The following is a 25,170-nucleotide window of genomic DNA, read 5'->3' as shown; positions in this document are numbered from 1 at the left end:
GTCCGCTGTCACGACCCGATGACCCTGGAGAAGTCCTGCTCGTACTGCTGCCGGGTCTTCTCGTCGAGGTCCATGAACGCCATCGCGTTGGACAGGAACTCGGCGTCGGGGAAGATCAGCGGGTTCTCGACGAGGCTCGCGTCGATCTTCTCCATCGCCGCCTGCGCGCCGTTCACCGGGCAGATGTAGTTGACCCAGGCCGCGAGCCGCGCCGCGACCACCGGGTCGTAGTAGTAGTCCATCAGCTTCTCGGCGTTGGCCTTGTGGTCGGCCTTGTTCGGCACCAGCATGTTGTCCGACCAGAGTCCGAGCCCCTCCTCGGGGATGACGAACTTGATGTCGGGGTTGTCGTACTGCATCGCGATCACGTCGCCGGACCACGCCTCGCAGGCGGCGATGTTGCCGGCGTTCAGGTCGCGGACGTAGTCGTTGCCGGTGAAGCGGCGGATCTGGCCGGAGTCGACGTACTCCTGGAGCTTGTCGAGGGCGACGCCGAACTCCTCGTCGGTGAACTTCTCGGGGTCGGCGCCGGTGATCCGGAGCATGAACAGCATGGTGTCGTTCATCTCGCTGAGCAGGCTCACCTTGCCCTTGAGGTCGGCCCGGGTGAGGAGCTCCTCCATGCTGCCGACCTCGCCGGTGTACTTGGCGTTGTAGGCGATCCCGGTCAGGCCGCTCTGCCAGGGGACGCTGTGGTCGCGGTTGGGGTCCCACGCGGGGGACTTGAGGTTCTCCACCAGGTTCGCGTCGACGTTCGGCAGGTTCGCGTGGTCGAGCTCCTGGATCCAGCCCAGCGAGACCATCCGCGCAGCCATCCAGTCGGTGAGCACGAAGATGTCGCGGCCCGTCGGCTCGCAGGCACCGAGCTGGTTGCGGACCTTGGCGAAGAACTCGGCGTTGTCGTTGACGTCGGTGTTGTACTCGACGTCGATCCCGGTCATCTTCTCGAAGTCCTCGAGGGTCGGCAGCGTGGTGACCTTCTGCCCGTTGACCTTCTTGGTGGCGACGTCGATGTACTCCGGCCAGTTGGAGAAGTTCAGCATCTTCTCCGTCGCCGAGAGGTCCTTGCTCACGCACGACTCGGCGGTCTGCTTGGCGCCCTCGGTGCCGCACGCGGCGAGGAGGCCCGGCGAGCCCAGGGCCAGGGCGGAGAGGGAGGCGCCGCGCAGGAAGCCACGCCGGCTCACCCCTCGGGTCTGCACGGTGGCCATCAGGGCGTCGAGCCCGGATCGGTGCTGGGACACGTGTTTCCTCCTGCGGGCCGGCCGTACCTGGCGATGTGCGGGAATCCGTGAGGATCTTGTCAAAGGAGCCCCGACTAAACAAGGGATTCAGTAGGTATGAAACATGATCGCAACGAAATCCTTGGGTGTTTTGCCGGATTCCTTTGCGCTCTTTACCTCCCTGCTGACAAGATTCCCCCGTGGGCAAGCAATCGAGGTCTGAGCGCAACGGCATCCAGCTCGACGACGTCTCCAAGGCGATCGTCGAGGAGCTCCAGCAGGACGGCCGGAAGTCGTACGCCGCCATCGGCAAGGTGGTCGGCCTCTCCGAGGCGGCCGTCCGTCAGCGCGTGCAGCGCCTGATCGACAGCGGGGTGATGCAGGTCGTCGCGGTCACCGACCCCCTCGAGCTCGGCTTCGCTCGCCAGGCGATGATCGGGATCAAGGCCACCGGCGAGCTCGAGCCCATCGCGGACAAGCTCGCCGCGATGGAGGAGGTCGACTACGTCGTGATCGCCGCCGGCTCCTTCGACCTGCTCGCCGAGGTGGTCTGCGAGAGCGACGAGCACCTGCTCGAGGTGCTCTCCAAGCAGATCCGCACCATCGAGAACGTGGTCGCCACCGAGACGTTCATGTACCTCAAGCTGCGCAAGCAGACCTACTCCTGGGGTGTGCGCTGAGCGGTCCGGGTGACGCGGGGGCCGGGTACCGGTCCCTGTCCCTGTGGCACGACACCGCTCCGGACGACTGGGTCCCCCGCGACCCGCTCCCCGGGGACCTCAACGCAGACGTCGCCGTGGTCGGCGCCGGCTTCACCGGGCTCTGGACCGCCTACTACCTGCTCCGGGCCGACCCCACGCTGCGGGTGGTGGTGCTCGAGCAGGAGACGGCGGGCTTCGGCGCGTCGGGGCGCAACGGCGGCTGGTGCTCGGCGCTCTTCCCCGCCTCCCTCGACAAGCTCGCCGGCCTGCCCGGTTCGGACCGCGACCGCGCGCTCGCCCAGCACGCGGCGATGCGCGACAGCGTCGACGAGGTCGGCCGAGTCTGCGCCGCCGAGGGCATCGACGCCCACTTCCACAAGGGCGGGACGGTGTCGCTGGCCCGCTCTCGTGCCCAGCTCCGCTCGGCCCGCGTCGAGGTCGCCGACGCACGCGCGTGGGGACGCGGGGACGACGAGGTCGCCCTGCTCGACCGGGAGGGCGCCGTACGCCGGCTGGCCGCGACCCGGACCCTCGGCGGCACCTTCACCCCCGACTGCGCCGCGATCCACCCGGCGCGCCTCGTGAGGGGACTCGCCCGGGCCGTGGAGGAGACCCGGGGCGGCCACGTCTACGAGCGGACCCGGGTCACCGCGATCGAGCCGCACCGGGTGCGCACCACCCACGGCACGGTCCGCGCCGACGTGGTGGTCCGCGCCACGGAGGGCTACACGCCCCGGCTGCCCGGCCACCGACGCACGGTCGCGCCGGTCTACTCGCTGGTGATCGCCACCGAGCCGCTGGCCGACCGGGTCTGGGACGAGATCGGGCTCCGGGACCGCGAGACGTTCACCGACCACCGCCACCTGATCATCTACGGGCAGCGCACCGACGACGGGCGGATGGTGTTCGGCGGCCGCGGGGCCCCGTACCACTTCGGCTCCCGGGTCCGGCCCGGCTTCGACCGCGACCCACGCGTGTTCGCCGCGCTCTGGTCCACGCTGACCGCGATGTTCCCCGTCCTCGACGGCACGCGGGTGACCCACGCCTGGGGCGGGCCGCTGGGCATCCCCCGCGACTGGTGCGCCTCCGTGGGGCTCGACCGCGGCACCGGGCTCGGCTGGGCCGGCGGCTACGTCGGGGACGGCGTGAGCACCACGAACCTGGCCGGCCGGACCCTGCGCGACCTGGTCCTCGGCCACGACACCGGCCTCACCCGGCTCCCCTGGGCCGACCACCGCTCCCGGCGCTGGGAGCCCGAGCCGCTGCGCTGGCTCGGCGTGAACGCCGGTCTCCGGGCGATGGACCTCGCCGACCGCGAGGAACGGCTGACCCGGCGCCCGAGCCGGGTCGCGCGGGCGATCGCACCGCTCGTCGGGGGACCCTGACCGCTGGTCGCGCGTAAACGTCCGCTCGTCGCAGCCCGTCGGCCGTGACAGTGGCATTCGGTGCGCTCCAAGAGGTAGACCTGACGAGTGGGCCGCTCGGCCCTGCCCTGACGCGTCTGAGGAGCCCCGCATGACCGTGACCACCGAACAACCAACTCCAGGCCAACGGCGGAAGATGACCCCGAAGTCGATGGTGGTGTGGGGCGCCGTCGCCCTGGTCGGCGCGGTCTGCTGGTCCGCGCTCGCGCTCTCCCGCGGCGAGGATGTCTCGGCGCTGTGGATCCTGTTCGCCGCGCTCTCGTCGTACGCCATCGCCTACCGGTTCTACGCGCGCTTCATCGCCTACCGCGTGCTGCAGGTCGACGACACCCGCGCGACCCCGGCCGAGCGGCTCGAGAACGGCATCGACTACGACGTCACCGACCGGCGCGTGCTGTTCGGCCACCACTTCGCCGCGATCGCCGGCGCCGGGCCGCTCGTCGGGCCCGTTCTCGCGGCCCAGATGGGCTACCTGCCCGGCACGATCTGGATCATCGTCGGCGTCATCTTCGCCGGCGCGGTCCAGGACATGGTCGTGATGTTCTTCTCCATGCGCCGCGACGGCAAGAGCCTGGGCCAGATGGTGCGCGAGGAGATCGGCGTGGTCGGCGGCATCGCCGCGCTGATCGCCGTCTTCGCGATCATGATCATCATCCTCGCGGTCCTCGCGCTGGTCGTGGTCAACGCCCTCGCCGAGTCCCCCTGGGGCGTCTTCTCGATCGGCCTGACCATCCCGATCGCCCTGTTCATGGGCTTCTACCTGCGCACCCTGCGTCCGGGCCGGGTCATGGAGGTCACCGCGATCGGCGTCGGCCTGCTGCTGCTCGCGATCATCGGCGGCGGCTACGTCGACCAGATGGGCCTCGCGGAGACGCTCACCCTGAGCCCGGAGAAGCTGACCATCGCGCTGGTCGTCTACGGCTTCGTCGCCTCGATCCTGCCGGTGTGGATGCTGCTCACCCCGCGTGACTACCTCTCCACGTTCATGAAGATCGGCGTCATCGTCCTCCTCGCGGTGGGCCTGGTCATCGCCGCGCCGGTGCTGCAGAACCAGGCGGTCACCGACTTCGCCATCGAGGGCACCGGGCCGGTCTTCGCCGGCAAGCTGTTCCCGTTCGTGTTCATCACGATCGCCTGCGGCGCCCTGTCCGGCTTCCACGCACTGATCTCCTCGGGCACCACGCCGAAGATGGTCGCCAAGGAGAGCCAGGTCCGGATGATCGGGTACGGCGGCATGCTGATGGAGTCGTTCGTGGCGATCAGCGCCCTCATCGCGGCCTCGGTGATCGACCAGGGCCTGTACTTCGCGATCAACAGCCCGGCCGGCGCCACCGGCGGCACCGCCGGAGCGGCCGCGGAGTTCGTCCGCTCGATCGGGTTCACGATCAGCCCGGCCGACCTGACCGCCGCCGCGCAGTCGATCGAGGAGGAGACGCTGATCTCCCGGACCGGTGGCGCGCCGACGCTGGCCTTCGGCATCTCGCTGATCTTCAGCGAGGCCTTCGGCGGCGGGCTCGCGGCGTTCTGGTACCACTTCGCGATCATGTTCGAGGCCCTCTTCATCCTCACCGCCGTGGACGCCGGCACCCGCGTCGGCCGCTTCATGCTCCAGGACACGATCGGCAACATCTGGCCCAAGTACGCCGAGATCTCCTGGAAGCCGGCCTCCTGGTCCGCGAGCGCGATCGTGGTCGCGATGTGGGGCTACATGCTCTACGTCGGGGTGACCGACCCCCTCGGCGGCATCAACCAGCTCTTCCCGCTGTTCGGCATCTCCAACCAGCTGCTCGCCGCGATCGCCCTGACCCTGTGCGTCACGCTGCTGATCAAGCACGGCAAGCTGAAGTGGGCCTGGGTGCCCGGCATCGGCCTGGTCTGGGACCTCATCGTCACGTTGACCGCGAGCTACCAGAAGGTCTTCTCCGACGACCCGAAGATCGGCTACTTCACCCAGCGCGCGGCCTACCAGGACGCCATCGACCAGGGTGAGCTGCTCGCGCCCGCGACGGACATGGGCCAGATGCAGCAGATCGTCACCAACTCCACGGTGAACGGGACCCTGCAGGCGCTCTTCGCCTCGCTGGTGATCGTCATCGTCGTGAACGCGCTCATCATCTGGGCGAAGGCGATCCGGGCCGGCGGGCTGCCCACGACCGAGGTGCCCAAGCAGCCCTCGCACCTGGTCGCGCCGTCCGACTTCTTCGCCACCAAGCAGGAGAAGGAGGCCGTGCGCGAGTGGGAGGCCGCCGAGCGCGAGCGTCTGGTGGGAGGCCGACGATGAGGTCCGGCCTGCTCCAGGCGGGGCGCGGCCTGCGCTGGTACCTCCGGCAGGCGACCGGCGAGGCGAAGTGGGACGAGTACGTCGCCCGCTGCCGCCGTGACGGTGTCGAGCCGATGTGCCGGCGGGACTTCGAGCGGCACCGCACCGACCACAAGGAGAGCAACCCGCAGTCGCGCTGCTGCTGACGCTCTCGACGCACTCGACCGGCACCCGGACGGCATCCCGCCGTCCGGGTGTCGTCGTCACTACTGCTCCTTGCGCAGGGCGGGGCGGAGCGAGTCGAGCACGCCCTCGTCCTCGATCGTCGAGGGGACCACCGCGTCCTTGCCGTCGGCGATCTCGCGCATCGTCTTGCGCAGGATCTTCCCCGACCGGGTCTTGGGCAAGCCGCCCACCACGGTCACGTCCCTGAACGCCGCCACCGCACCGATCTCCTCGCGCACCAGCGACACCAGCTCGCGCCGGATGTCCTCGGGGTCCGCGGTCACCCCGGCCTTCAGCACCACGAACCCGCGCGGCAGCTGGCCCTTCATGGGGTCGGCGGCACCGATCACGGCGCACTCCGCGACCGCCGGGTGCTGCGCGATGACCGCCTCCATCGACCCGGTGGAGAGCCGGTGGCCAGCGACGTTGATGACGTCGTCGGTGCGGCCCATCACGTAGAGGTAGCCGTCCTCGTCGACGTACCCGCCGTCCCCGGAGAGGTAGTAGCCGTCGAAGGCGGACAGGTACGACGAGACGAAGCGGTCGTCGTCGCCCCACAGCGTCGGCAGGGTGCCCGGCGGCAGGGGCAGCCGCAGGCAGATCGCCCCCTCGGTGCCGGCCGGGACCGGCTCCCCCTTCTCGTCCAGGACCACGACGTCGTACCCCGGCACCGGGACGGTCGGCGAGCCCGGCTTGACCGGCATCGGCTCCAGGCCGCGCAGGTTGGAGGCGATCGGCCAGCCGGTCTCGGTCTGCCACCAGTGGTCGATCACCGGCACCCCGAGGGTCTTGCTGGCCCAGGCGTAGGTGTCGGGGTCGAGCCGCTCCCCCGCCAGGAACAGCGTGCGCAGCGACGAGATGTCGTGATCGGTCAGCAGCGCTCCGTCGGGGTCCTCCTTCTTGATCGCGCGTAGCGCCGTGGGCGCGGTGAACAGCGCCTCGACGCCGTGCTCGGCGACCACCCGCCAGAACGCCCCGGCGTCGGGAGTGCCGACCGGCTTCCCCTCGTAGAGCACGGTGGTCGAGCCGTTGATCAGCGGCGCGTACACGATGTAGGAGTGGCCGACCACCCAGCCCACGTCGGAGGCGGTCCACCAGACCTGTCCGGCGTGGACGTCGTAGATGTTCGGCAGCGACCAGGCCATCGCGACCGCATGACCGCCGTTGTCGCGGACGATGCCCTTCGGCTTGCCGGTCGTCCCCGAGGTGTAGAGCACGTAGAGCGGGTCGGTCGCGGCGACCTCGACGCACGGCGCCGGCTCGGTGGCGCCGGCCCGGATCGCGACGTCCCAGTCGACGTCGCGGCCCTCGGTCATCGCCGCCTCGACCTGCGGGCGCTGCTTGACCACGCACACGTCCGGCCGGTGGCTCGCCATGGCCAGCGCCTTGTCGAGCATCGGCTTGTACTCCACCACCCGCGACGGCTCGATGCCGCAGGACGCGGAGACCACGACCTTGGGCTGCGCGTCGTCGATGCGGACCGCGAGCTCGTGCGCGGCGAAGCCGCCGAACACCACCGAGTGCACCGCCCCGATCCGGGCGCAGGCCAACATGGCGACGACCGCCTCCGGGATCATCGGCATGTAGATGACCACCCGGTCGCCCTTCTCCACCCCGAAGGCGCGGAGCGCGCCCGCGAAGGACGCCACCCTCTCCAGGAGCTCGGCGTAGCTGAACCGCTGCTGGGTGCCGGTGACCGGGCTGTCGTAGACCAGTGCCGTCCGCTCGGCGTGCCCGGCCACCACGTGCCGGTCGAGCGCGTTGTAGCAGGTGTTCAGGGTGGCGTCGGGGAACCAGCGGTAGAACGGCTTGGTGCTGTCGTCGAGCACCTTCTGCGGCTTCTTGATCCAGGTGACCAGGCTCGCCTGGTCTGCCCAGAACCCCTCGGGGTCGGTGATGCTGCGGTCGTACGCCTCGCGGTAGCCACCTGTGTTCGCCATGGGCCCATCTTGGTGAAGACGCCCGGCACAGGCCACCTCCTGCCCGCATCGTGTCAGCCAGGCGGGGGTTTTCCGGCGACGAGCGGCCGGCGGAGCAGGGCAGCGCCGGAAAACCCGTTGCGCGGCCCGCCGTACCTCCGTCACGCTTGCCGGACGTGCACCGCACCGGTCGGTGACCTGAGCAGAGAGGAGCGTGACATGCGCATCGATGTCTTCGGCGTGTCCTTCGCCCCCCGTTCCCCTCACTCAGGGAGTACCCCCACCGATGTCACACGACGTCTTCTTTCCGGAGCACCCCTCCGCTGAGGCCACCACGCCTCGCCTGTCACCCGACCAGGACCCCTCGTTCGTCTTCGAGTTCCGGGCCGTCGACGGCCCCGGCGAGGACGGTCAGCGCTGGAGCAACTACTGGGACGTGGAGCGGCTGTGCCGCGGCCCCGAACCCGTACCCGACTGGGTGGTGACCGACCGCGCCGCGATCGACACCGAGCTCGGCGTCCTCAAGACCGGCAAGGAGGCCGACGTCTACCTGGTCGAGCGGGCGGTCGACGGGGCCGACCCGGCCGCGCCTGGCGCGTCGGCGGTGATGGCGGCCAAGCGCTACCGCGGCGAGGAGCACCGCTCCTTCCACCGCAGCACCGCCTACACCGAGGGCCGGCGCACCCGTAACACCCGCGACGCGCGGGCGATGGCGAAGAAGACCGGCCACGGCCGGGCCGTCGCCTCCGGGCAGTGGGCCTGGGCGGAGTGGGAGTCGCTCAAGCACTTCTGGTCCGTCGGCGTCCCGGTCCCCTACCCGGTGCAGATCGACGGCACCGAGATCCTGATGGAGTTCGTCAGCGTCGACGGTGCCGCCGCCCCACGGCTGGCGCAGACCCGGCCGAAGGGCGACCTGCTCGTGTCGTACTTCGACCAGCTCCGCGACGCGATGGGCGAGCTCGCCCGGCACGGGATCGCGCACGGGGACCTGTCGCCGTACAACATCCTGGCCGCCGGCGACCGGCTGGTGGTCATCGACCTCCCGCAGGCGGTCGACGTGGTCGGCAACCCGACCGGCATGGACTTCCTCATGCGGGACTGCCACAACGTGTGCCGCTGGTTCCAGGCGCGCGGGCTCGACGTCGACGAGCACGCGCTGTTCGGGGAGCTGCTGGCCCTCGCCTTCTGAGTCCGGCCACCCGGCTAGGTTGGGCCCGTGAGAAGCGAGCGCGGGCGGGTCGTCGAGGTGGAGACGCTGGAGGAGTTCGACCGACGGGTGGCGGCGGGTGCCACCTCGATGGAGGGCTGGCACCTCCAGTCGCTCGACCTCCGCGACCGCGGCGAGGCGCTGCGCGCCCTGCCCGCGGCCGGGGCGCTGTTCCTCGGCTGCACGTTCACCGAGGGTGACGAGCAGAGCCTGCGGGCCCGCGGCGCGCTGGTCTTCCCGCGGGTCCCGGACGTCCCGTTCGACGCGTACCGGGCCTCGCTCTACGGGCCACGGGAGCTGTACGACGGGCTCGCGACGTCGTACGACGCCACCCGGGACGCCCGGGTCTACGCCTGGTCGCAGCAGCAGCCCACCCTCGACGTGACGCTGGCCCAGGCGTTGCACGACCACGCGATCGACAACGCCCTGCGCGACCTGGTGGCGGGCCGCGACCTGGTCGGGGTGATGGGCGGGCACGCCCTGCCCCGCGGGTCGGCGGGGTACGCCGACGCGGCCCGGCTCGGGTCCGCGCTGGCCGGGACGGGCCTGCTGGTGACCACCGGCGGCGGCCCGGGTGCGATGGAGGCGGCGAACCTCGGCGCCTACCTGGCGCCGTACGGACGGGCCTGCCTGGCGGAGGCGCTGGAGGTCCTGGCTACGGCGCCGGGGTTCCGCCCGTCGGTCACCGAGTGGGCTCGCGCGGCGTTCACCGTGCTCGACCGGTGGCCCGACGGCGGGACCTCGCTGGGGATCCCGACCTGGCACTACGGCCACGAGCCGCCGAACCCGTTCGCGACCGACGTCGCGAAGTACTTCAAGAACGCGATCCGCGAGGACATCCTGCTGCACCTGTGCACCGGGGGCATCGTGTTCCTGCCAGGCGCCGGCGGCACGGTGCAGGAGATCTTCCAGGACGCCTGCGAGAACTACTACGCCGACGCGTCGAGCCTGGCGCCGATGGTGCTCGTGGGCCGCGACTACTGGACCGAGGAGGTCCCCGCGTGGCCGCTGCTGCGCAGCCTCGCGGACGGACGCGCCATGGAGAAGGTGGTCCACCTCGTCGACGACCTCGACGAGGTGCCCGCGCTGCTCAGCAGGTGACCGGCCGGCCTGCGCCGTGCGCCGGTCCGCAGGGCGTCAGGACTCCGGTGGTCCGGGGCTCAGGCGTCGACCGCGGCGAGCTGGCCGCAGGCGCCGTCGATCTCCGAGCCGCGGGTGTCGCGGACCGTGGTCGGGACGCCCTTGGCCTCGAGCCGACGCACGAACTCCCGCTCGTCCTCCCGCCGCGACGCGGTCCACTTCGACCCCGGGGTCGGGTTCAGCGGGATCAGGTTCACGTGCACCCAGCCCCAGTCGCCGTACGACGTGAGCACGTCCCCGAGCAGGTCCGCCCGCCAGGCCTGGTCGTTGATGTCGCGCATCATGGCGTACTCGATGGAGACCCGGCGCTTGGTGACCTTGGCGTAGTTCCAGGCGGCCTCGACGGCCTCGTGGACGCTCCAGCGGGTGTTGATCGGGACCAGCTCGTTGCGCAGCTCGTCGTCCGGGGCGTGCAGCGAGAGGGCCAGTGTGACCGGGATCCCCTCACCGGCGAGCTGGTTGATGCGCGGCACCAGCCCGACCGTGGACACGGTGATCCCGCGGGCGGACATGCCGAGGCCGTCGGGTGCCGGGTCGGTCATCCGTCGTACGGCGCCCATCACGGCCTTGTAGTTGGCCATCGGCTCGCCCATGCCCATGAACACCACGTTGGACACCCGGCCCGGGCCGCCGGGGACCTCGCCGCGCGCGAGGGACCGGGCGCCCGCGACGACCTGCTCGACGATCTCGCCGGTGGACATGTTGCGCTGGAGGCCGCCCTGGCCGGTGGCGCAGAACGGGCAGGCCATGCCGCAGCCGGCCTGCGAGGAGACGCACATCGTGGCGCGGTCGGGATAGCGCATCAGCACCGACTCGACCAGTGCCCCGTCGAAGAGCTTCCACAGCGTCTTGCGGGTGGTGCCCTTGTCGGCCTCCATCGTCCGCAGCGGGGTCATCAGGTGCGGCAGCAGCGACTCGACCATGGTGGCGCGGTCGGCCGCCGGCAGGTCGGTCATCTGCTCGGGGTCGTCGACCAGGCGCGAGAAGTAGTGCGTGGAGAGCTGCTTGGCGCGGAAGCCGGGCAGGCCGAGGGAGGAGACGAGCTCCTTGCGCTCGGCCGCGCTGAGGTCGGCGAGGTGCCGCGGCGGCTTCTTGCGGCCGCGCGGTTCGTCGAAGACGAGGGGAAGGGTCTTGATGGGTTCATCGGGCATAACCCCACCAGTGTCCCATCCCCCGCGACGGGACACCGAATCGTGGCGGCCGGCCGATCAGACCGCCCGCGGCTCCAGCACCCACACGTCGGGCATCCGCAGCCGCGCCCAGGCGTCCAGGTCCGGCGGCTCGCCCGTCAGCTCGGACCGGAGCACCGTCCACGCGGTGCCGTGGCCGACCAGGACCAGGTCCCGGCCCGGGTGCTCCTCCAGCAGCCGCCGTACGGCGCCCGCCACCCGCTCCCGCGTGCGGGCCAGCGGTTCCCAGCCCGGGTGGGCCGGCTGCGCCGGGTGGTCGAAGGCCCGGCGGACCACAGCGGGGAAGTCGTCGAGCCACACGGTCGAGTGCCGCTCGTGCTCACGGAGGTCGTGCACCACCTCGACGTCGCGGCCGGTCAGCCGGCGGGCGGTGGCCCGGGTCTTCGGCTCGGGCGAGGTGAACCAGAACGCCTCCGCGGGCAGGCGTCCCGAGGTGCGCAGCTCGTCGATCGCGGGGTAGCCGGCCGGATCGAGGCCCCACGTGTGCGGAGCGGTGCCGCGGTCCATCGTGGACCGGCCGTGCCGCACCAGGTACAGCGTCACGGGGCCGGGCACCCGCGGGCGGCGCGACCTCTCACGTCAGGAGACCGGGACCAGGTAGTACAGCAGCAGCCAGGTCGGCGCGACCGTGGCCAACAGCGAGTCCAGCCGGTCCATCAGCCCTCCGTGCCCGGGGATGATCGCGGACATGTCCTTGATCCCCATGTCGCGCTTGATCACCGACTCGCACAGGTCGCCCAGGGTGGCCATCACCACCACGACCAGCCCGAGCAGCACGCCGACCCACCAGGGCCCGTCGAGAAAGTAGACCACCGTGGCCCAGCCGGCGCCGACGCAGAAGACGGTGGAGCCGGCGAACCCCTCCCAGGACTTCTTGGGCGAGATCACCGGGGCCATCGGGTGCTTCCCGGCGATGACGCCCACGGCGTAGCCGCCGATGTCGGAGGCGATGGTGACCAGGATGAAGGTGACCACCCGCAGCGCGCCGTCGTCGGGCTTGAGCAGCAGCATCACGAAGCCGGCCAGGAACGGCACGTACACCGCGGTGAACACACCCGCGGTGGCGTCGCGGACGAAGCCGTCGACCCCGCCGCGCAGCCGCCACAGCATCATCACCAGCGAGGTCACCGCCAGCGCCGTGACCAGCGCGGGCGTGCCGCTGACGTAGGCGCCGACCAGCATCACCACCGCCCCGGCGAGCAGCGGCTCGTAGGGCAGCAGGATGCCCCTGGCGCGGAAGGCGTCCTTGAGCTCCCAGACACCGAGCAGGATCGCCGCGGTGACCAGGGCGACGAACGCCGGCTTCCAGAAGTACAGCGAGCCGGCGATCAGGGCCAGCAGCACCACCCCCGACGCGATCGCCGCCGGCAGGTTCCGGCCGGCGCGGCCGACCGCCTTCACCACCGGGGCAGGCGCGCCCGGCGGGTTCTCCTCTGACGTCATCGAAGTTCCGGGCCGCTCAGACCTCGAGCAGCTCGGACTCCTTGTGCTTGAGCAGCTCGTCGATGGCGTCGGTGTGCTTCTTGGTGAGCCCGTCGAGGCGCTTCTCGGCGCCGGTCACGTCGTCCTTGCCGACCTCGCCGTCCTTCTCGAGCTTGTCGAGGGCCTGCTTGGCGTGGCGGCGGATGTTGCGGATCGAGATCTTGCCGTCCTCGGCCTTCCCCTTGGCCATCTTGATGTACTCCTTGCGGCGCTCCTCGGTGAGCTCGGGGAGCACGACCCGAAGGGTCTTGCCGTCGTTGGTGGGGTTCACGCCGAGGTCGGAGTCACGGATGGCCTTCTCGATCGCGGCCATCGCGCCCATGTCGTACGGCGCCACGATGACGACCCGCGCCTCGGGCACGGTGAAGGACGCGAGCTGCTGCAGCGGGGTGGGCGTGCCGTAGTAGTCGGCGGTGATCTTCTGGAACATCGAGGGGTGCGCCCGCCCGGTGCGAATGGCCGCGAAGTCCTCACGGGTGACCTCGACGGCCTTGTCCATCTTCTGGCTGGCCTCGTTGAGGGTCTCGTTGATCACGGCTGCTCCTTGGTCGATGGTCGGGCTCGGGCGGGTGCGGCCTGGGCCGCGGTGTGCGGGGGGGTGCTGCTGGTGGAGATGTCAGACGGTGCGCGAGACCGTCGTACCGATCTTCTCACCCTGGACGACTCGGGCGATGTTGCCCTCCTCGGAGAGGTTGAACACGATCATGCTGAGGTCGTTGTCGCGGCTGAGGCTGACCGACGTGGCGTCGGCGACCTTGAGGCCGCGGGCAAGGAACTCGTCGTAGCTGAGGGCGTCGAACTTCACCGCGTCGGCGTGGACGTTCGGGTCGGCGTCGTACACGCCGTCGGTGCCCTGCTTGCCCATGAGGATCACCTCGGCGCCGATCTCGAGGGCGCGCTGGGCGGCGACGGTGTCGGTGGAGAAGTACGGCATCCCGGCGCCGGCGCCGAAGATCACGACCCGGCCCTTCTCGAGGTGACGGATCGCGCGGCGCGGGATGTAGGGCTCGGCGACCTGGCCCATGGTGATCGCGGTCTGCACGCGGGTCTCGACGCCTTGCTTCTCGAGGAAGTCCTGCAGCGCGAGGCAGTTCATCACCGTGCCGAGCATGCCCATGTAGTCGGCGCGGGCCCGCTCCATGCCGCGCTGCTGGAGCTCGGCGCCGCGGAAGAAGTTGCCGCCGCCGACCACGATCGCGACCTGGACGCCACCGCGGACCACCTCGGCGACCTCGCGCGCGATCGAGTTGATGACGTCGAGGTCGAGACCGACCTTCCCCCCACCGAATACCTCGCCGGAGAGCTTGAGCAGAACCCGCTTGTACGCCGTCACTGTGTTCCTTCGCGCCGTGGTGTCATGAGCCGGGACAGACGAGAAGGCCGGTCCGGCGGATGCTGTGCTGCGCTCCACGGACCGGCCTCCTCACGTCTGTCGCCTTCGGGTTGAACCCTAGTTGATCAGGCTCCGACCTCGAAGCGGGCGAACCGCTTGACGGTCACGCCCGCCTCGTCCAGGACGGCCTTCACGTTCTTCTTGCTGTCCTGCACCGACGGCTGGTCGAGCAGGGCGACGTCCTTGAAGAACCCGTTGACGCGACCCTCGACGATCTTGGGCAGCGCCTGCTCGGGCTTGCCCTCCTCGCGGGCGGTAGCCTCGGCGATCTCGCGCTCCTTGGCGACGACGTCCTGGGGGACCTCGTCACGGGAGACGAACTGCGGGCGCATCGCGGCGACCTGCATCGCGGCGGCGCGGGCGGCGTCCTCGTTGGCACCCTCGTACTCGACGAGCACGCCCACCGTCGGCGGCAGGTCCGACGCGCGACGGTGCATGTAGGAGACGGTGCTGCCCTGGAACACGGCCACCCGGCCGAGCTCGATCTTCTCGCCGATCTTGACCGCGAGCGCCTCGACGGTCTCGCCGACGGTGGAGTCACCGAGCTGGACGGCCTTGAGCGCCTCGGCGTCGGCCGGCTTGGCCGCGTCGGCCACGTCGGCGATCTGCTGGGCGACCGCGACGAACTCGTCGCTCTTGGCGACGAAGTCGGTCTCGGAGTTCAGCTCGACCAGGGCGGTGCCCGAGGTCGCGACCAGACCGGCGGTGGCGGAGCGCTCGGCGCCCCGCTTCGCGGCCTTGGCCGAACCCTTGACGCGCAGGATCTCGACGGCCTTGTCGAAGTCGCCGTCGGCCTCCTCGAGCGCCTTCTTGCTGTCCATCATGCCCGCGCTGGTGAGGTCGCGGAGCCGCTTGACGTCTGCGGCGGAAATGTTCGCCATGAGTCTCGATTCCCTCGTGGTTCGTGAAGTGGGGTCGGTGGTGGTGCGGTCACCGCGCGGGTGGCGGGTGGGTACGCCGGCCGTGGCGGCCGCCGTACCCACCCGTACCTGCGAAGTGGGTCAGGCCTGCTTCTCGGCGTCGGCGTCGGCCGCGGGGGCGGCGGACTCGGCAGCCTCGACAGCCTCGGTGGACTCAGCAGCCTCGGTGGACTCAGCAGCCTCGGTGGACTCGGCGCCCTCGGAGGACGCGCCGGTGGCCTCGGCGGCGGGGGTGTCGGTCTTCTCCGCGTCCCCACCGGTCGCCTCGACGGCCGCCTTGTCCGCGTCACCGGCGAGGAGCTCGCGCTCCCACTCGGCCAGCGGCTCCTCGGAGCCCAGCTCGGCGCCGGTGGCGGCGTCGCCGGTCTTGGCGCCGGAGCGAGCCATCAGGCCGTCGGCGACGGCGTCGGCGACGACGCGGGTGAGCAGGCCGACGGCGCGGATCGCGTCGTCGTTGCCCGGGATCGGGAAGTCGACCTCGTCGGGGTCGCAGTTGGTGTCCAGGATGCCGATGATCGGGATCCGGAGCTTGCGGGCCTCCTCGACGGCGAGGTGCTCCTTCTTCGTGTCGACGATCCACACCGCGGAGGGGGTGCGGGTCATCTCGCGGATACCACCGAGGGTCTTCTCGAGCTTGTCGCGCTCCCGCTTCATCTGCAGGAGCTCCTTCTTGGTGCGCCCGCTGCCCGCGACGTTGTCGAAGTCGATCTCGTCGAGCTCCTTCAGACGGTTGATGCGCTGGTGCACCGTCTGGAAGTTCGTGAGCATGCCGCCGAGCCAACGCTGGTTGACGTAGGGCATCCCGACGCGGGTCGCCTGCTCGGCGATCGCCTCCTGGGCCTGCTTCTTGGTGCCCACGAACATCACGGTGCCGCCCTTGGCGACGGTGTCCTTGATGAAGGCGTAGCCGCGGTCGATGTAGGCCAGCGACTGCTGCAGGTCGATGATGTAGATGCCGTTGCGCTCGGTCATGATGAAGCGCTTCATCTTCGGGTTCCAACGGCGGGTCTGGTGCCCGAAGTGGACGCCGCTCTCAAGGAGCTGGCGCATGGTGACGACGGCCATGCCGATCGTTCCTCCTGGTCGTGTGACCTGCACACACGGACGCGCACGTGCGCAAGACCGAGGTCCGGCACGTGCGTCGACTCGCGTGAGCGGGTCGGCTCAGTTTGCCGCAGGGAGACGGGTGCCGCCCTGCCCTGACGCCCGCGCGCGTCCCGACTCCCGTGAGGGAGACCGAAAGGGACGACGCCCACGGATGAGCCGCCGCCGGTGAGGGTGACGACTCGGTCGCGGAGAGCGAGCGTGCGAAGTACAACCCGAGTACACGGGTTGCCACGCGCGATTCTAGACGAGAACCGGCCCGCGCCCCTAATCCTCCGAACCGGCCCGATCCGGTGCACAACCGGCCGCCACGACCAGTCGTCCACCGCCGGAGCGGAGTGGAGGCGTACGGCGGCCCGCCACCGTCATCCTCGCCCCATGAACGTCGCACTCGCCCACCTGCTCGCCCTCATCGTGCTCGGGCTCGGCGGTCCCGCCCCGGCTGCGCCCGCCCCGGACGCACCCGCCCCGGTCCCCACACCCGCCGAGGGCGCGGCTCCTGCCCGGGGCGCCGGCACCTGGCCGCTCTCCCCCACCCCCGAGGTCGTCGCCGGCTTCGACCCGCCGGAGACGCGCTACGCCGCGGGCCACCGAGGCGTCGACCTGCTCGGGTCCACGGGCCAGCCGGTCCGCGCCGCCCTCGCCGGCACGGTCACCTTCGCCGGCCGTCTCGCCGGCCGCGGCGTGGTCGTGGTCGCCCACGGCCCCACCCGCACCACCTACGAACCGGTCACCGCGTCGGTGGGCGTCGGGGACCTGGTGGCATCCGGGCAGCGGATCGGCTCCCTGGAGCTCTTCGGCTCCCACTGCTGGCCGCGGTCCTGCCTGCACTGGGGCCTGGTCGAGGGCGACACCTACCTCGACCCGCTCACGCTGGTGGGCGCCGGACCGGTGCGGCTGCTGCCGCTGTTCTCGGGCCTGCCGACCGCTCCGACGCCCCTGGGCATCCCAGGACCGGCCGGCCGGCAGACCGGCGGGCTCACCCCGTCGTCCCCGCGTCCGCCGCTCCTGGCCGGATCGGGGCGTTGAGTATGCGGCCCCTCAGGCTCGGGGGTGTGCCTGCCGGTAGGCGGCCCTCAGGCGATCGGTGGTGACGTGGGTGTAGATCTGGGTGGTCGCCAGCGAAGCGTGCCCGAGCAGCTCCTGGACCGTGCGCAGGTCCGCCCCGCCCTCGAGCAGGTGCGTGGCCGCGGTGTGCCGAAGGCCGTGCGGACCGAGGTCGGGCGCGCCGGGGACGTCGGCGAGGCGGGCGTGCACCATCGAGCGCACCGCCCGCTGGTCGATCCGGCCGCCGCGCACTCCCAGGAACAGCGCGGCGCCCGAGCCGTGCACGGCGAGCGCTGTCCGGGGGCCGCCCAGCCAGACCGCGAGAGCGCGGTCTGCGGGCTGGCCGTAGGGGACGGTGCGCTCCTTGCGGCCCTTGCCGAGCACCCGCACCACCCGCCGCTCCCGGTCGACGTCGTCGACGTCGAGGCCGCACAGCTCACCGACCCGGATCCCGGTGGCGTAGAGCAGCTCGAGGATCGCCACGTCCCGCAGGCCGACCGGGCTGCCGTCGTCGGCGCGGGTGGCCGCGGCGGCCAGCAGCTTCCGGGCCTCGTCCACCCGCAGGGCCGGCGGCAGCGTGCGGTGCGCCTTCGGCGAGCCGAGCAGGGCGCCCGGGTCGGTCTCGGCGCGGCCGGTGCGCTGCGCCCAGGCGGTGAAGACCCGCACCGCGGTGGCACGGCGCGACATCGTGGTCCGCGCCTTTCCCAACGTCTGCTGCTTCGCCAGCCAGCTTCGCAGCGTCGCCACGTCGAGCCCGCGGACGTCGCCGTGACCGAGCAGGGCTGCGTGCTCCAGCATCCCGGCGATGTCGCCCAGGTAGGCCCGGACGGTGTGCGGGGTCAGGTCGCGCTCGGAGGTCAGGTGCCGCTCGTAGTCGGCGAGCACGGCCGCCATCGGCTCGGGAAGCGCCGCCTCCGCGGGAGGGGTCGGCTCCGCGGCGGACGCCTCCGCGTCGGCTGCCTCGGGATCCTTCGCCACCACGAGCGCGAGCCTACGCGCCGGACGTGGCGGTTCTCGGCTGGTCGCGGGTGTGGCGTCACGCCTCGTTCCCTGCTCGTCGGAGTGCCCCGTCGCGGTGTCAGCGCAGAAGCCGCCACACCTCCCCGGACCGCTCGACCAGCCCGACGCCCCGCAACCGGTCCAGCGCCGGGGCGACTTCGCGGGTGGCGATACCGGCGGTCCGGGCGATCGAGTCGGCGCTCGCCCCCTGGCTGACCGGGACCGCCTCCAGCACCTGCCGGTCCCGCTCGGGCAGGCGGTCGCGCACCGTCTCCGGACCACGTGCCTCGGGAGCGAGGAAGGACCCGGCCGGGGCCAGCAGCTCGAGCACGTCCGCACCGCTGGTGACCAGTGCCGCGTCGCGGGTGCGGATCAGCTGGTGCACGCCCTCGGAGGGCGCGCTGGTCACCGGCCCGGGCACGCCCATCACCACCCGGTTGAGCCGGGCCGCCCAGTTGGCGGTGTTCAGCGCGCCGCTGCGGACGGCTGCCTCCACGACGACGGTGCCCTGGGCGAGGGCGGCGATCACCCGGTTGCGGGAGAGGAAGCGGAGGCGGGTGGGCGAGCACCCCGGCGGCAGCTCGGACACGACCAGCCCGCGCTCGGCGATGTAGTCGAGCAGGGTGGTGTGCGCCGCCGGGTAGGCACGGTCCACGCCGCAGGCGAGCACCGCGAGCGTGGGGCCACGGGCCGCCAGAGCCCCCCGGTGGGCCGCCACGTCGATGCCGTACGCCGCGCCGGAGACGACGGTCACCCCGTGGCCCGCGAGATGGGCGGCGACGTCGCCGGCGACCCCGGCGCCGTACGTGGTGGCGGAACGGGAACCGACCACGGCGGCGGCGGAGCGGCTCATCTGGTCCAGCCGGGCGCCACCCCGCACCCAGAGACCCAGCGGCGCACCGCCCCGGCTCTGCAGCGTCTCGCACCGGTCGAGGTCGTCGAGGGCCGCAGGCCACTCGTCGTCCTCGGGGCAGACGAAGCGGATGCCCTTGCGGGCGGCGTCGTCGAGCTCGCGCTCGGGGTCGAGCCCGCGGAGCCGGGCGGCCACGTCGGTGTAGACCCCGGCGACGTCCTGCTCGTCGCGGAGCAGGGCGTAGACCTCGTTGGCGCCCAGCCGCGCGACCAGGGTGGCCAGCCGCAGGTCCCCCGGCTCGCTCAGCCGAGTCAGGGCGGCTCGGGCGACGCGCTCGCTCATGCCGGCCTCGAGCCGACAAGCGTGTCGAGCATCAACGGCTGGCCGGTGCGGAGCCGCAGCCCCACGTCGACCTCGTCGAGGCCCGGCCGGTCGCCGCCGCGCAGGTCGGTCACCGTCCACGCCAGCCGGTGCACCCGGGTGGCGCCGCGCCGGGTCAGCTCGCCGGCGTAGACCCGCTCGGTCAGCAGTCGGTCGGCCTCGTCGGTCAGCGGCCAGCGCTCCCGCAGCACCGGGCCGGGAACGTCGGCGTTGAGCCGCCACCCGGTGCAGTCGTAGCGGACCGCCTGACGCTCGCGGGCGGCCGTGACCCGGACCCGCACCTCGGCGGAGGTCTCGGGACGGGCCAGCGGGTCGTTTACCTCGTAGGCGCGGACCGGCTCCACGTGGCGGGTGATGTCCACCCGGTCCGCGACCGGCCCGCTGATCTTCTTGCGGTACTCCCGGCGGCGCACCTCCGTGCACGTGCACCGGTTGTCGCGGTTGGTCGGGTGGTAGTCGCCGCACGGGCACGGGTTGCAGGCGATCACGAACATCGCCCGGGCCGGGAAGGTCGCGGTCTCCTCCCCGCGGGCGATCGTGATCTCCCCGCTCTCCAGCGGCTCGCGCAGCGCGTCGATGATGTCGGCGTTGAACAGCGGGAACTCGTCGAGGAACAGGGCGCCGGTGTGCGCACGGCTCACCTCCCCCGGTCTGACCCGGCCGCTGCCTCCGCCGAGCAGGCTGGCCCGGGACGCCGAGTGGTGCGGGGCGCGGAACGGCGGCCGGGTGACCATGGTCTGGCCCGCGGGCAGGCACCCCGCCAGCGAGTAGATCGCGCTGAGCTCGAGCGACTGCTCCACGGTGAGGTCGGGAAGCAGCCCGGGGATCCGCTCGGCCAGCGTGGTCTTGCCCGCCCCCTTCGGTCCGCTCAGCATCAGGTGGTGTCCTCCGGCCGCGGCGACCTCGAGCGCGTAGCGGGCGTCGGCCATGCCGAGGACGTCGGCGAGGTCCACCTCGCTGATCCGCTCCTCCCCGCGCCAGCTGAGCAGCGGCCCGCTCGCGAGCGGGTCCACGGCGGGCGCGTCGGGGACCTCGTCGTCGCGGAGGACGGCGACCACCTGCGCGAGCGAGCGGACCGCGATCACCGTCATCCCGGGGACCATCGCCGCCTCGTCCACCTGGGTCTCGGGCACCATCACGCAGCGCACGCCGCGGGCGGAGGCGGCCATCGCCATCGGCAGCACCCCGGGCACCGAGCGCAGCCGCCCGTCGAGGGTCAACTCGCCGACGAAGACGACCCCGGCCAGCGCGGCGACCGGGATCGTGCCCGAGGCGGCCAGCGTGGCCACCGCGATCGCGAGGTCGAAGTGCGGGCCGCGCTTGGGCAGGTCGGCCGGCGAGAGCAGGATCGTCACCCGCCGGGTGGCCGGCCACTCGAACCCGCTGTTGGTGACCGCGGCCCGGCACCGGTCGCGGGCCTCGCTGATCGAGGCGTCGGGACGCCCCACCATCGCGGTCTTGACCACGCCCTGGGACAGGTCGACCTGGACGTCGATCAGGTGGCCGGTCGCCCCCTGCAGCGAGATCGTCCGGGCGGTGGCGACGGCCATCAGGCCACACCCCGCACGTGGTCGAGCTCGGTCGGGCCCGACCGCGGCACCAGCACCCCGACCAGGTCGATGCGCACCTCGGCGGGGCGGACAGTGTGGTCGGCGAGCCAGCGGGCCGCGAGCCGGCGGAGCCGGGCCGCCTTGACCTCGGTGACCGCCTCGAGCGGGGTGCCGAACGCGGTCGAGGAGCGGGTCTTCACCTCGCAGACCACCAGGACCCGGCCGTCGCGCAGGACGAGGTCGAGCTCGCCCAGCTCGCAGCGCCAGTTGCGGTCGAGCAGCACCATGCCCGCGTCGACGAGGTGGCGGGCCGCCAGCGTCTCGCCGTACGCACCGAGGGCCGAGCGTCGTTGTGCAGTCGTGTCCATCGAGAACCTCCTGCACGCAGCCTCACGCAGCGGGGCCCCGGGAGCGGGTCCCGGTGGAGCCGGTGTGGACGGCGGCGGCCGCGAGCGGCCTGGGGACCAGACCTGGCCCCGCGCCGGAGGTCAGGGCTTCGGGAGCTCGATGTCGGCCGGGCTGAGCTCCTCGACGTTGACGTCCTTGAACGTCAGGACCTTCACGTTCTTGGCGAACCGGGCCGGCCGGTACATGTCCCACACCCAGGCGTCGGTCATCGACACCTCGAAGAACACGTCGCCGGCCTCGGTGCGCGCCTTCACGTCGACCTGGTTGCACAGGTAGAAGCGCCGGTCGGTCTCCACGACGTACTTGAAGATGCCCACCACGTCGCGGTACTCGCGGTAGAGGTGCAGCTCCATCTCGGTCTCGTACTTCTCGAGATCCTCGGCACTCATCGGGCGTCCTCCGTCGGCAGCGGTTGCACGGCGCGCGGGCCGTGAGGGTCATTGTTCACGAGGACCCCGGCCCCGGTGTGGACCGGCGCACCCTCGCAGCCCCAGCGTCCGGGTTCCTCGACCCGGCGGACGTTCACGAACCGCCGCCGGTGCACCAGGCAGGGCCCGTGGCTCTCCAGGGCCGCGGTGTGCGTGGGGGTGATGTAGCCCTTGTGCGTCGCGAAGTCGTACTCGGGGTACTGCTCGTGCAGGTCGGCCATGATCCGGTCCCGGGTGACCTTCGCGATCACCGAGGCGGCCGCGATGCAGGCCGCGACCCGGTCCCCCTTCCACACGGCGAGCCCGGGCACCTCCAGGCCGTCCACGGGGAAGCCGTCGGTCAGCACGTACGACGGGCGCACCTCGAGCCGCGCGAGCGCCCGCCGGAGGGCCTCCACGTTCGCCACGTGCATGCCGAGCCGGTCGCACTCCCCGGGCCCGACCACGACCACGGACCACGCCAGCGCACGGCGGACCACCTGGTCGTAGCAGCGCTCCCGCGCCTTCGCGGTCAGCAGCTTGGAGTCGGCCAGCCCGGGCACCTGGCCGCGCTGCCCGTCGGGGAGGATCACCGCGGCCGCGACGAGCGGTCCCGCGCAGGCGCCCCGTCCCGCCTCGTCCACACCCGCGATCGGCGCGAGACCGGCGCGGCGCAGGGCCCGCTCGTAGCCGTACAGGCCGGCGTCGCGACGGACGGTGAGACCCCGAGGAAGCACACTCATGACGCCCCCATTGTCACGCCGGACACCGCCGGCCGGAAAAGACCCCCGTGACCGCGCGCGTCACTGCCCGGCTGCGGCGACCGAGTCGAAGGTCGCCGGGCGCTCGAGCATCTTGCTGTGGTCCCACGGCCACACGACCATGAACACCTTGCCGACCACGTCGTCCACCGGGATCTGCCCCCCGCCCGGGTCGCCGAGGTGGACCCGGGAGTCGGCGGAGTTGGAGCGGTTGTCGCCCTGGACCCAGATGTAGCCCTCCTGGACCTCCACGTCGAAGTCGATCAGGGAGGGCTTCTCGCCCTCGGCGAGGTAGGACTTCTCGTTGAGCGGGACGCCGTTCACGCTGACCCGCCCCTGGTCGTCGCAGCACCTGACCCGGTCTCCCCCGACGCCGATGACGCGCTTCACGAGGTGGCCGCCGGTCGGGTAGAGCCCGAACAGCTCGAGGGCCTGGGTCATCGGGTTGTCGGCGGTGGTGACCTCGCCGGAGCTCAGCCAGCCGCCCGGGTCGGAGAAGACCACGATGTCCCCGCGCTGTGGCTCACCGCCCCAGTAGGAGACCTTCTGCACCAGGATCCGGTCGTTGAGGACCAGGGTGTCGTTCATCGACCCCGAGGGGATGTAGAAGGCCTGCATGAAGAAGGCCTTGATCACGACGGCGAGGACGAGCGCGATGCCGAGCAGCAGGAACATCTCCTGCCAGATCGGCAGCTGCTTCTTGTCCTCGCGGGAGCGCCCGGACGAGGAAGACCGCGACCCCGCCGACGGCTCCTGGGAGGGAGCCGGGTCGGCGGGGTCGCGGTGTACGTTCTCAGGCGCGTCGGTCACCCGGAGAGCCTAGCCAGTGGCGGTCAGCTCGCGGGGGTCGCCTCGCGCTTCTCCTTGATCTTGGCAGCCTTGCCGCGCAGGTTGCGCAGGTAGTACAGCTTCGCGCGACGGACGTCACCGCGGGTCACGACCTCGATCTTGTCGAAGATCGGGGAGTGCAGCGGGAAGGTGCGCTCGACGCCGACACCGAAGGAGACCTTGCGGACGGTGAAGGTGCGGCCGATGCCGGAGCCCTGCAGGCGGATGCAGACACCCTGGAAGACCTGGACGCGGGAGCGGTTGCCCTCGACGACCTTGACGTGCACCTTGAGGGTGTCGCCGGCGCGGAAGGCGGGGATGTCGTCGCGCTTGGTGGCAGCCGCGAGCGTGTCGATGACGTTGGTCATGATGTCTCCTCGTGAGCGCCACAGGTCACCCACGGAACTGTTGTTCAGTCGGAGTGGTCCTGGCTGTGCACCGTGCGGCGCGCCCCCTGTGGCAGGTGGGCCGCCGGCCCGCTCCGACGAGGTCGGGGCGTGGCCGCGATGCGCAGAACCGAGGGTCAAGTCTGCCACAGGCCCGCCCGGGCCACGAAATCGAGCGGACGGTCAGCGGCGCCGCTTGGCCAGGTGTACGACGCCGGGCTCGTCGCTCGCCACCGGGCGGTACCCGGCCTTGCGGTACATCCGCAGGTTCGCGGCGCTGCCCGCCCCGGTGAAGAGGGTGAACCCGGTGGCCGTGTCCGGGGCGGCCCGCTCGGCGTACTCCAGCAGCCAGCGCCCCAGGCCGCGGCCCTGGAGGTCGGGGGCGACCATGATCCGGCCGACGTTCCAGGTGGGGCCGTCGAGCCGTCCGCGCACCGACCCGACCAGGCGCCCGCCGACGCGCACCACGAACGTGGTCCACTCCCGCAGCCCGGCCTCCACGTCGGCCAGCGACTCCCTCAGCGGCGGGATGTCGAGGGTGCCGTTGGCCTGCGCCTCCTGGAGCCAGCAGGCACGCTGGAGGGTGAGGATCTCGGCGGCGTCGGCGAGGGTCGCCGCCCGGACCTCGGCGACCTCGCCGAGCGTGTCGAGGGTGAGCCGACGGCTGCGGTGCAGCAGGTCGGGACGGCGCTCGACGGTGCGCTCGAGCGCTCGGGCCCGCCGCCAGGCGGCGATCCTGGCATGGTTGCCGCTGAACAGCACCTCGGGCACGTCGAGGCCGCGCCACGACGGCGGCTTGGTGTAGACGGGGTACTCCAGCAGCCCCTCGTCGCCGTGCGACTCCTCGGTGAGCGACGCGGGGTTGCCCATGAAGCCGGGCAGCAGCCGGACCACGGCCTCGGTCACCACGAGCGCGGCGACCTCTCCCCCGTTCAGCACGTAGTCGCCGATGGAGACCTCGCGGACCCGCATCCGGGTGCGGGCGTGGTCCATCACCCGCTGGTCTATGCCCTCGTACCGCCCGCACGCGAAGAGCAGCCACGGCTCGGCGCTCAGCTCCGCGGCGACCCGCTGGGTCAGCGGCTCCCCCGAGGGGGTGGGTACGACGAGCACGGGCGCCGTGTCCGGCTCGCCGGAGGCGGTGATCTCGTCGAGCGCCTCGCCCCACGGCTCGGGCTTCATCACCATCCCGGCGCCGCCGCCGTACGGGGTGTCGTCGACGGTGTGGTGCCGGTCGTGGGTCCACCGGCGCAGGTCGTGCACGCGGACGTCGAGCAGCCCCGACGCCCGCGCCTTGCCGACCAGGGAGAGGTCGAGCGGGGCGAGGTAGCCGGGGAAGATCGAGACGACGTCGAGCCGCAC

At 71.8% G+C, this 25,170-nt stretch carries 25 protein-coding genes; 7 read left to right on the top strand and 18 right to left on the bottom strand.

The genetic code is table 11. The features are described 5' to 3' along the window. Positions 1 to 8: 8 nt before the first annotated feature. The gene (locus tag K1X13_RS13265; protein WP_308249549.1) at positions 9 to 1,244 is read right to left on the bottom strand and encodes a polyamine ABC transporter substrate-binding protein; all 1,236 of its coding nucleotides are present in this window, start codon (positions 1,242 to 1,244) and stop codon (positions 9 to 11) included. Between the two features lie 179 nt (positions 1,245 to 1,423). Here K1X13_RS13265 and K1X13_RS19720 point away from each other — a divergent pair, with 179 nt between their 5' ends. The 4 genes from K1X13_RS19720 to K1X13_RS13245 all read left to right on the top strand — a co-directional run bounded on the left by K1X13_RS19720 (position 1,424) and on the right by K1X13_RS13245 (position 5,814). Next, a complete protein-coding gene (locus K1X13_RS19720; RefSeq protein WP_221025499.1) occupies positions 1,424 to 1,903 on the top strand; it encodes an Lrp/AsnC family transcriptional regulator in 480 nt (159 codons plus the stop codon). Continuing rightward, positions 1,888 to 3,309 carry an NAD(P)/FAD-dependent oxidoreductase gene (locus tag K1X13_RS13255; RefSeq protein ID WP_221026070.1) on the top strand — a complete coding sequence of 474 codons (1,422 nt, stop codon included), beginning with the start codon at positions 1,888 to 1,890 and terminating at the stop codon, positions 3,307 to 3,309. The genes K1X13_RS19720 and K1X13_RS13255 overlap by 16 nt, the downstream gene beginning before the upstream one ends. Before the next feature lie 130 nt (positions 3,310 to 3,439). After that, complete coding sequence (locus tag K1X13_RS13250) at positions 3,440 to 5,629, top strand: carbon starvation CstA family protein (protein ID WP_221025498.1); 2,190 nt, start codon at positions 3,440 to 3,442, stop codon at positions 5,627 to 5,629. After that, entirely contained in the window at positions 5,626 to 5,814 is a 189-nt protein-coding gene (locus K1X13_RS13245) for a YbdD/YjiX family protein (RefSeq protein ID WP_221025497.1), read from the top strand. Before K1X13_RS13250 ends, K1X13_RS13245 begins: the two co-directional genes overlap by 4 nt. A gap of 60 nt (positions 5,815 to 5,874) precedes the next feature. Here the strand turns inward: K1X13_RS13245 and K1X13_RS13240 are convergent, their stop codons facing one another. Next, entirely contained in the window at positions 5,875 to 7,773 is a 1,899-nt protein-coding gene (locus K1X13_RS13240; RefSeq protein WP_221025496.1) for a propionyl-CoA synthetase, read from the bottom strand. Between the two features lie 265 nt (positions 7,774 to 8,038). Here K1X13_RS13240 and K1X13_RS13235 point away from each other — a divergent pair, with 265 nt between their 5' ends. Then, complete coding sequence (locus K1X13_RS13235; RefSeq protein WP_221025495.1) at positions 8,039 to 8,941, top strand: serine protein kinase RIO; 903 nt, start codon at positions 8,039 to 8,041, stop codon at positions 8,939 to 8,941. Positions 8,942 to 8,968: 27 nt separating this feature from the next. Further along, complete coding sequence (locus tag K1X13_RS13230) at positions 8,969 to 10,060, top strand: LOG family protein (RefSeq protein WP_221025494.1); 1,092 nt, start codon at positions 8,969 to 8,971, stop codon at positions 10,058 to 10,060. Between the two features lie 59 nt (positions 10,061 to 10,119). Here K1X13_RS13230 and rlmN read toward each other — a convergent pair whose 3' ends face one another. From rlmN to rpsB, 7 genes are all read right to left on the bottom strand, one after another. Next, entirely contained in the window at positions 10,120 to 11,250 is a 1,131-nt protein-coding gene (gene rlmN, locus K1X13_RS13225) for a dual-specificity RNA methyltransferase RlmN (protein ID WP_221025493.1), read from the bottom strand. Positions 11,251 to 11,307: 57 nt separating this feature from the next. After that, complete coding sequence (locus K1X13_RS13220) at positions 11,308 to 11,832, bottom strand: histidine phosphatase family protein (protein ID WP_221025492.1); 525 nt, start codon at positions 11,830 to 11,832, stop codon at positions 11,308 to 11,310. A 36-nt stretch (positions 11,833 to 11,868) separates the two neighbouring features. Beyond that, positions 11,869 to 12,732 carry a phosphatidate cytidylyltransferase gene (locus K1X13_RS13215; RefSeq protein WP_221025491.1) on the bottom strand — a complete coding sequence of 288 codons (864 nt, stop codon included), beginning with the start codon at positions 12,730 to 12,732 and terminating at the stop codon, positions 11,869 to 11,871. 16 nt (positions 12,733 to 12,748) lie between these two features. Beyond that, positions 12,749 to 13,303, bottom strand: a complete 555-nt coding sequence (gene frr, locus K1X13_RS13210) for a ribosome recycling factor (RefSeq protein ID WP_221026069.1) — start codon at positions 13,301 to 13,303, stop codon at positions 12,749 to 12,751. Between the two features lie 84 nt (positions 13,304 to 13,387). Further along, the gene (pyrH, locus tag K1X13_RS13205) at positions 13,388 to 14,104 is read right to left on the bottom strand and encodes a UMP kinase (protein WP_221025490.1); all 717 of its coding nucleotides are present in this window, start codon (positions 14,102 to 14,104) and stop codon (positions 13,388 to 13,390) included. 125 nt (positions 14,105 to 14,229) lie between these two features. Then, entirely contained in the window at positions 14,230 to 15,045 is an 816-nt protein-coding gene (gene tsf, locus K1X13_RS13200) for a translation elongation factor Ts (RefSeq protein ID WP_221025489.1), read from the bottom strand. Positions 15,046 to 15,165: 120 nt separating this feature from the next. Further along, a complete protein-coding gene (gene rpsB / locus K1X13_RS13195; RefSeq protein ID WP_221025488.1) occupies positions 15,166 to 16,149 on the bottom strand; it encodes a 30S ribosomal protein S2 in 984 nt (327 codons plus the stop codon). A 417-nt stretch (positions 16,150 to 16,566) separates the two neighbouring features. On the opposite strand from rpsB, the gene K1X13_RS13190 reads away from it, so the two are divergent. Beyond that, on the top strand, positions 16,567 to 17,217 hold the full coding sequence (locus K1X13_RS13190; RefSeq protein ID WP_221025487.1) for a M23 family metallopeptidase: 651 nt from the start codon (positions 16,567 to 16,569) through the stop codon (positions 17,215 to 17,217). 12 nt (positions 17,218 to 17,229) lie between these two features. On the opposite strand, the gene K1X13_RS13185 is transcribed toward K1X13_RS13190, so the two are convergent. The 9 genes from K1X13_RS13185 to trmD form a co-directional block, all read right to left on the bottom strand. Further along, positions 17,230 to 18,129, bottom strand: a complete 900-nt coding sequence (locus K1X13_RS13185) for a tyrosine recombinase XerC (protein WP_221026068.1) — start codon at positions 18,127 to 18,129, stop codon at positions 17,230 to 17,232. A gap of 184 nt (positions 18,130 to 18,313) precedes the next feature. Then, positions 18,314 to 19,429 carry a DNA-processing protein DprA gene (gene dprA, locus K1X13_RS13180; protein WP_221025486.1) on the bottom strand — a complete coding sequence of 372 codons (1,116 nt, stop codon included), beginning with the start codon at positions 19,427 to 19,429 and terminating at the stop codon, positions 18,314 to 18,316. Further along, a complete protein-coding gene (locus K1X13_RS13175; protein WP_221025485.1) occupies positions 19,426 to 21,018 on the bottom strand; it encodes a YifB family Mg chelatase-like AAA ATPase in 1,593 nt (530 codons plus the stop codon). The genes dprA and K1X13_RS13175 overlap by 4 nt, the downstream gene beginning before the upstream one ends. Beyond that, on the bottom strand, positions 21,018 to 21,386 hold the full coding sequence (locus tag K1X13_RS13170; protein WP_221025484.1) for a YraN family protein: 369 nt from the start codon (positions 21,384 to 21,386) through the stop codon (positions 21,018 to 21,020). Before K1X13_RS13170 ends, K1X13_RS13175 begins: the two co-directional genes overlap by 1 nt. 120 nt (positions 21,387 to 21,506) lie before the next feature. Further along, positions 21,507 to 21,815 carry a DUF2469 domain-containing protein gene (locus tag K1X13_RS13165; protein ID WP_221025483.1) on the bottom strand — a complete coding sequence of 103 codons (309 nt, stop codon included), beginning with the start codon at positions 21,813 to 21,815 and terminating at the stop codon, positions 21,507 to 21,509. Beyond that, entirely contained in the window at positions 21,812 to 22,576 is a 765-nt protein-coding gene (locus K1X13_RS13160) for a ribonuclease HII (protein ID WP_221025482.1), read from the bottom strand. Before K1X13_RS13160 ends, K1X13_RS13165 begins: the two co-directional genes overlap by 4 nt. 60 nt (positions 22,577 to 22,636) lie before the next feature. Beyond that, a complete protein-coding gene (gene lepB / locus K1X13_RS13155; RefSeq protein ID WP_308249547.1) occupies positions 22,637 to 23,404 on the bottom strand; it encodes a signal peptidase I in 768 nt (255 codons plus the stop codon). Positions 23,405 to 23,427: 23 nt separating this feature from the next. After that, complete coding sequence (gene rplS / locus K1X13_RS13150; RefSeq protein WP_221025481.1) at positions 23,428 to 23,790, bottom strand: 50S ribosomal protein L19; 363 nt, start codon at positions 23,788 to 23,790, stop codon at positions 23,428 to 23,430. Between the two features lie 201 nt (positions 23,791 to 23,991). Further along, positions 23,992 to 25,170 (bottom strand): tRNA (guanosine(37)-N1)-methyltransferase TrmD, encoded by a 1,179-nt coding sequence (trmD, locus tag K1X13_RS19715; protein ID WP_221025480.1) that lies wholly within the window; start codon positions 25,168 to 25,170, stop codon positions 23,992 to 23,994.

Source organism: Nocardioides jiangsuensis (assembly GCF_019679455.1).
Lineage (GTDB): Bacteria > Actinomycetota > Actinomycetes > Propionibacteriales > Nocardioidaceae > Nocardioides_C > Nocardioides_C jiangsuensis.
This window is presented reverse-complemented; position numbering and strand designations above follow the sequence as displayed.

What these genes read in the sequence shown, in the direction of transcription:
- K1X13_RS13250 (WP_221025498.1), top strand. Translation starts at nt 3,440, where the DNA reads ATGACCGTGACCACCGAACAACCAACTCCAGGCCAACGGCGGAAGATG.
- K1X13_RS13245 (WP_221025497.1), top strand. Translation starts at nt 5,626, where the DNA reads ATGAGGTCCGGCCTGCTCCAGGCGGGGCGCGGCCTGCGCTGGTACCTC.
- K1X13_RS13240 (WP_221025496.1), bottom strand. Translation starts at nt 7,773, where the DNA reads ATGGCGAACACAGGTGGCTACCGCGAGGCGTACGACCGCAGCATCACC.
- K1X13_RS13235 (WP_221025495.1), top strand. Translation starts at nt 8,039, where the DNA reads ATGTCACACGACGTCTTCTTTCCGGAGCACCCCTCCGCTGAGGCCACC.
- rlmN (WP_221025493.1), bottom strand. Translation starts at nt 11,250, where the DNA reads ATGCCCGATGAACCCATCAAGACCCTTCCCCTCGTCTTCGACGAACCG.
- K1X13_RS13215 (WP_221025491.1), bottom strand. Translation starts at nt 12,732, where the DNA reads ATGACGTCAGAGGAGAACCCGCCGGGCGCGCCTGCCCCGGTGGTGAAG.
- tsf (WP_221025489.1), bottom strand. Translation starts at nt 15,045, where the DNA reads ATGGCGAACATTTCCGCCGCAGACGTCAAGCGGCTCCGCGACCTCACC.
- rpsB (WP_221025488.1), bottom strand. Translation starts at nt 16,149, where the DNA reads ATGGCCGTCGTCACCATGCGCCAGCTCCTTGAGAGCGGCGTCCACTTC.
- K1X13_RS13190 (WP_221025487.1), top strand. Translation starts at nt 16,567, where the DNA reads ATGAACGTCGCACTCGCCCACCTGCTCGCCCTCATCGTGCTCGGGCTC.
- K1X13_RS13185 (WP_221026068.1), bottom strand. Translation starts at nt 18,129, where the DNA reads ATGGCGGCCGTGCTCGCCGACTACGAGCGGCACCTGACCTCCGAGCGC.
- dprA (WP_221025486.1), bottom strand. Translation starts at nt 19,429, where the DNA reads ATGAGCGAGCGCGTCGCCCGAGCCGCCCTGACTCGGCTGAGCGAGCCG.
- K1X13_RS13175 (WP_221025485.1), bottom strand. Translation starts at nt 21,018, where the DNA reads ATGGCCGTCGCCACCGCCCGGACGATCTCGCTGCAGGGGGCGACCGGC.
- K1X13_RS13170 (WP_221025484.1), bottom strand. Translation starts at nt 21,386, where the DNA reads ATGGACACGACTGCACAACGACGCTCGGCCCTCGGTGCGTACGGCGAG.
- K1X13_RS13165 (WP_221025483.1), bottom strand. Translation starts at nt 21,815, where the DNA reads ATGAGTGCCGAGGATCTCGAGAAGTACGAGACCGAGATGGAGCTGCAC.
- K1X13_RS13160 (WP_221025482.1), bottom strand. Translation starts at nt 22,576, where the DNA reads ATGAGTGTGCTTCCTCGGGGTCTCACCGTCCGTCGCGACGCCGGCCTG.
- rplS (WP_221025481.1), bottom strand. Translation starts at nt 23,790, where the DNA reads ATGACCAACGTCATCGACACGCTCGCGGCTGCCACCAAGCGCGACGAC.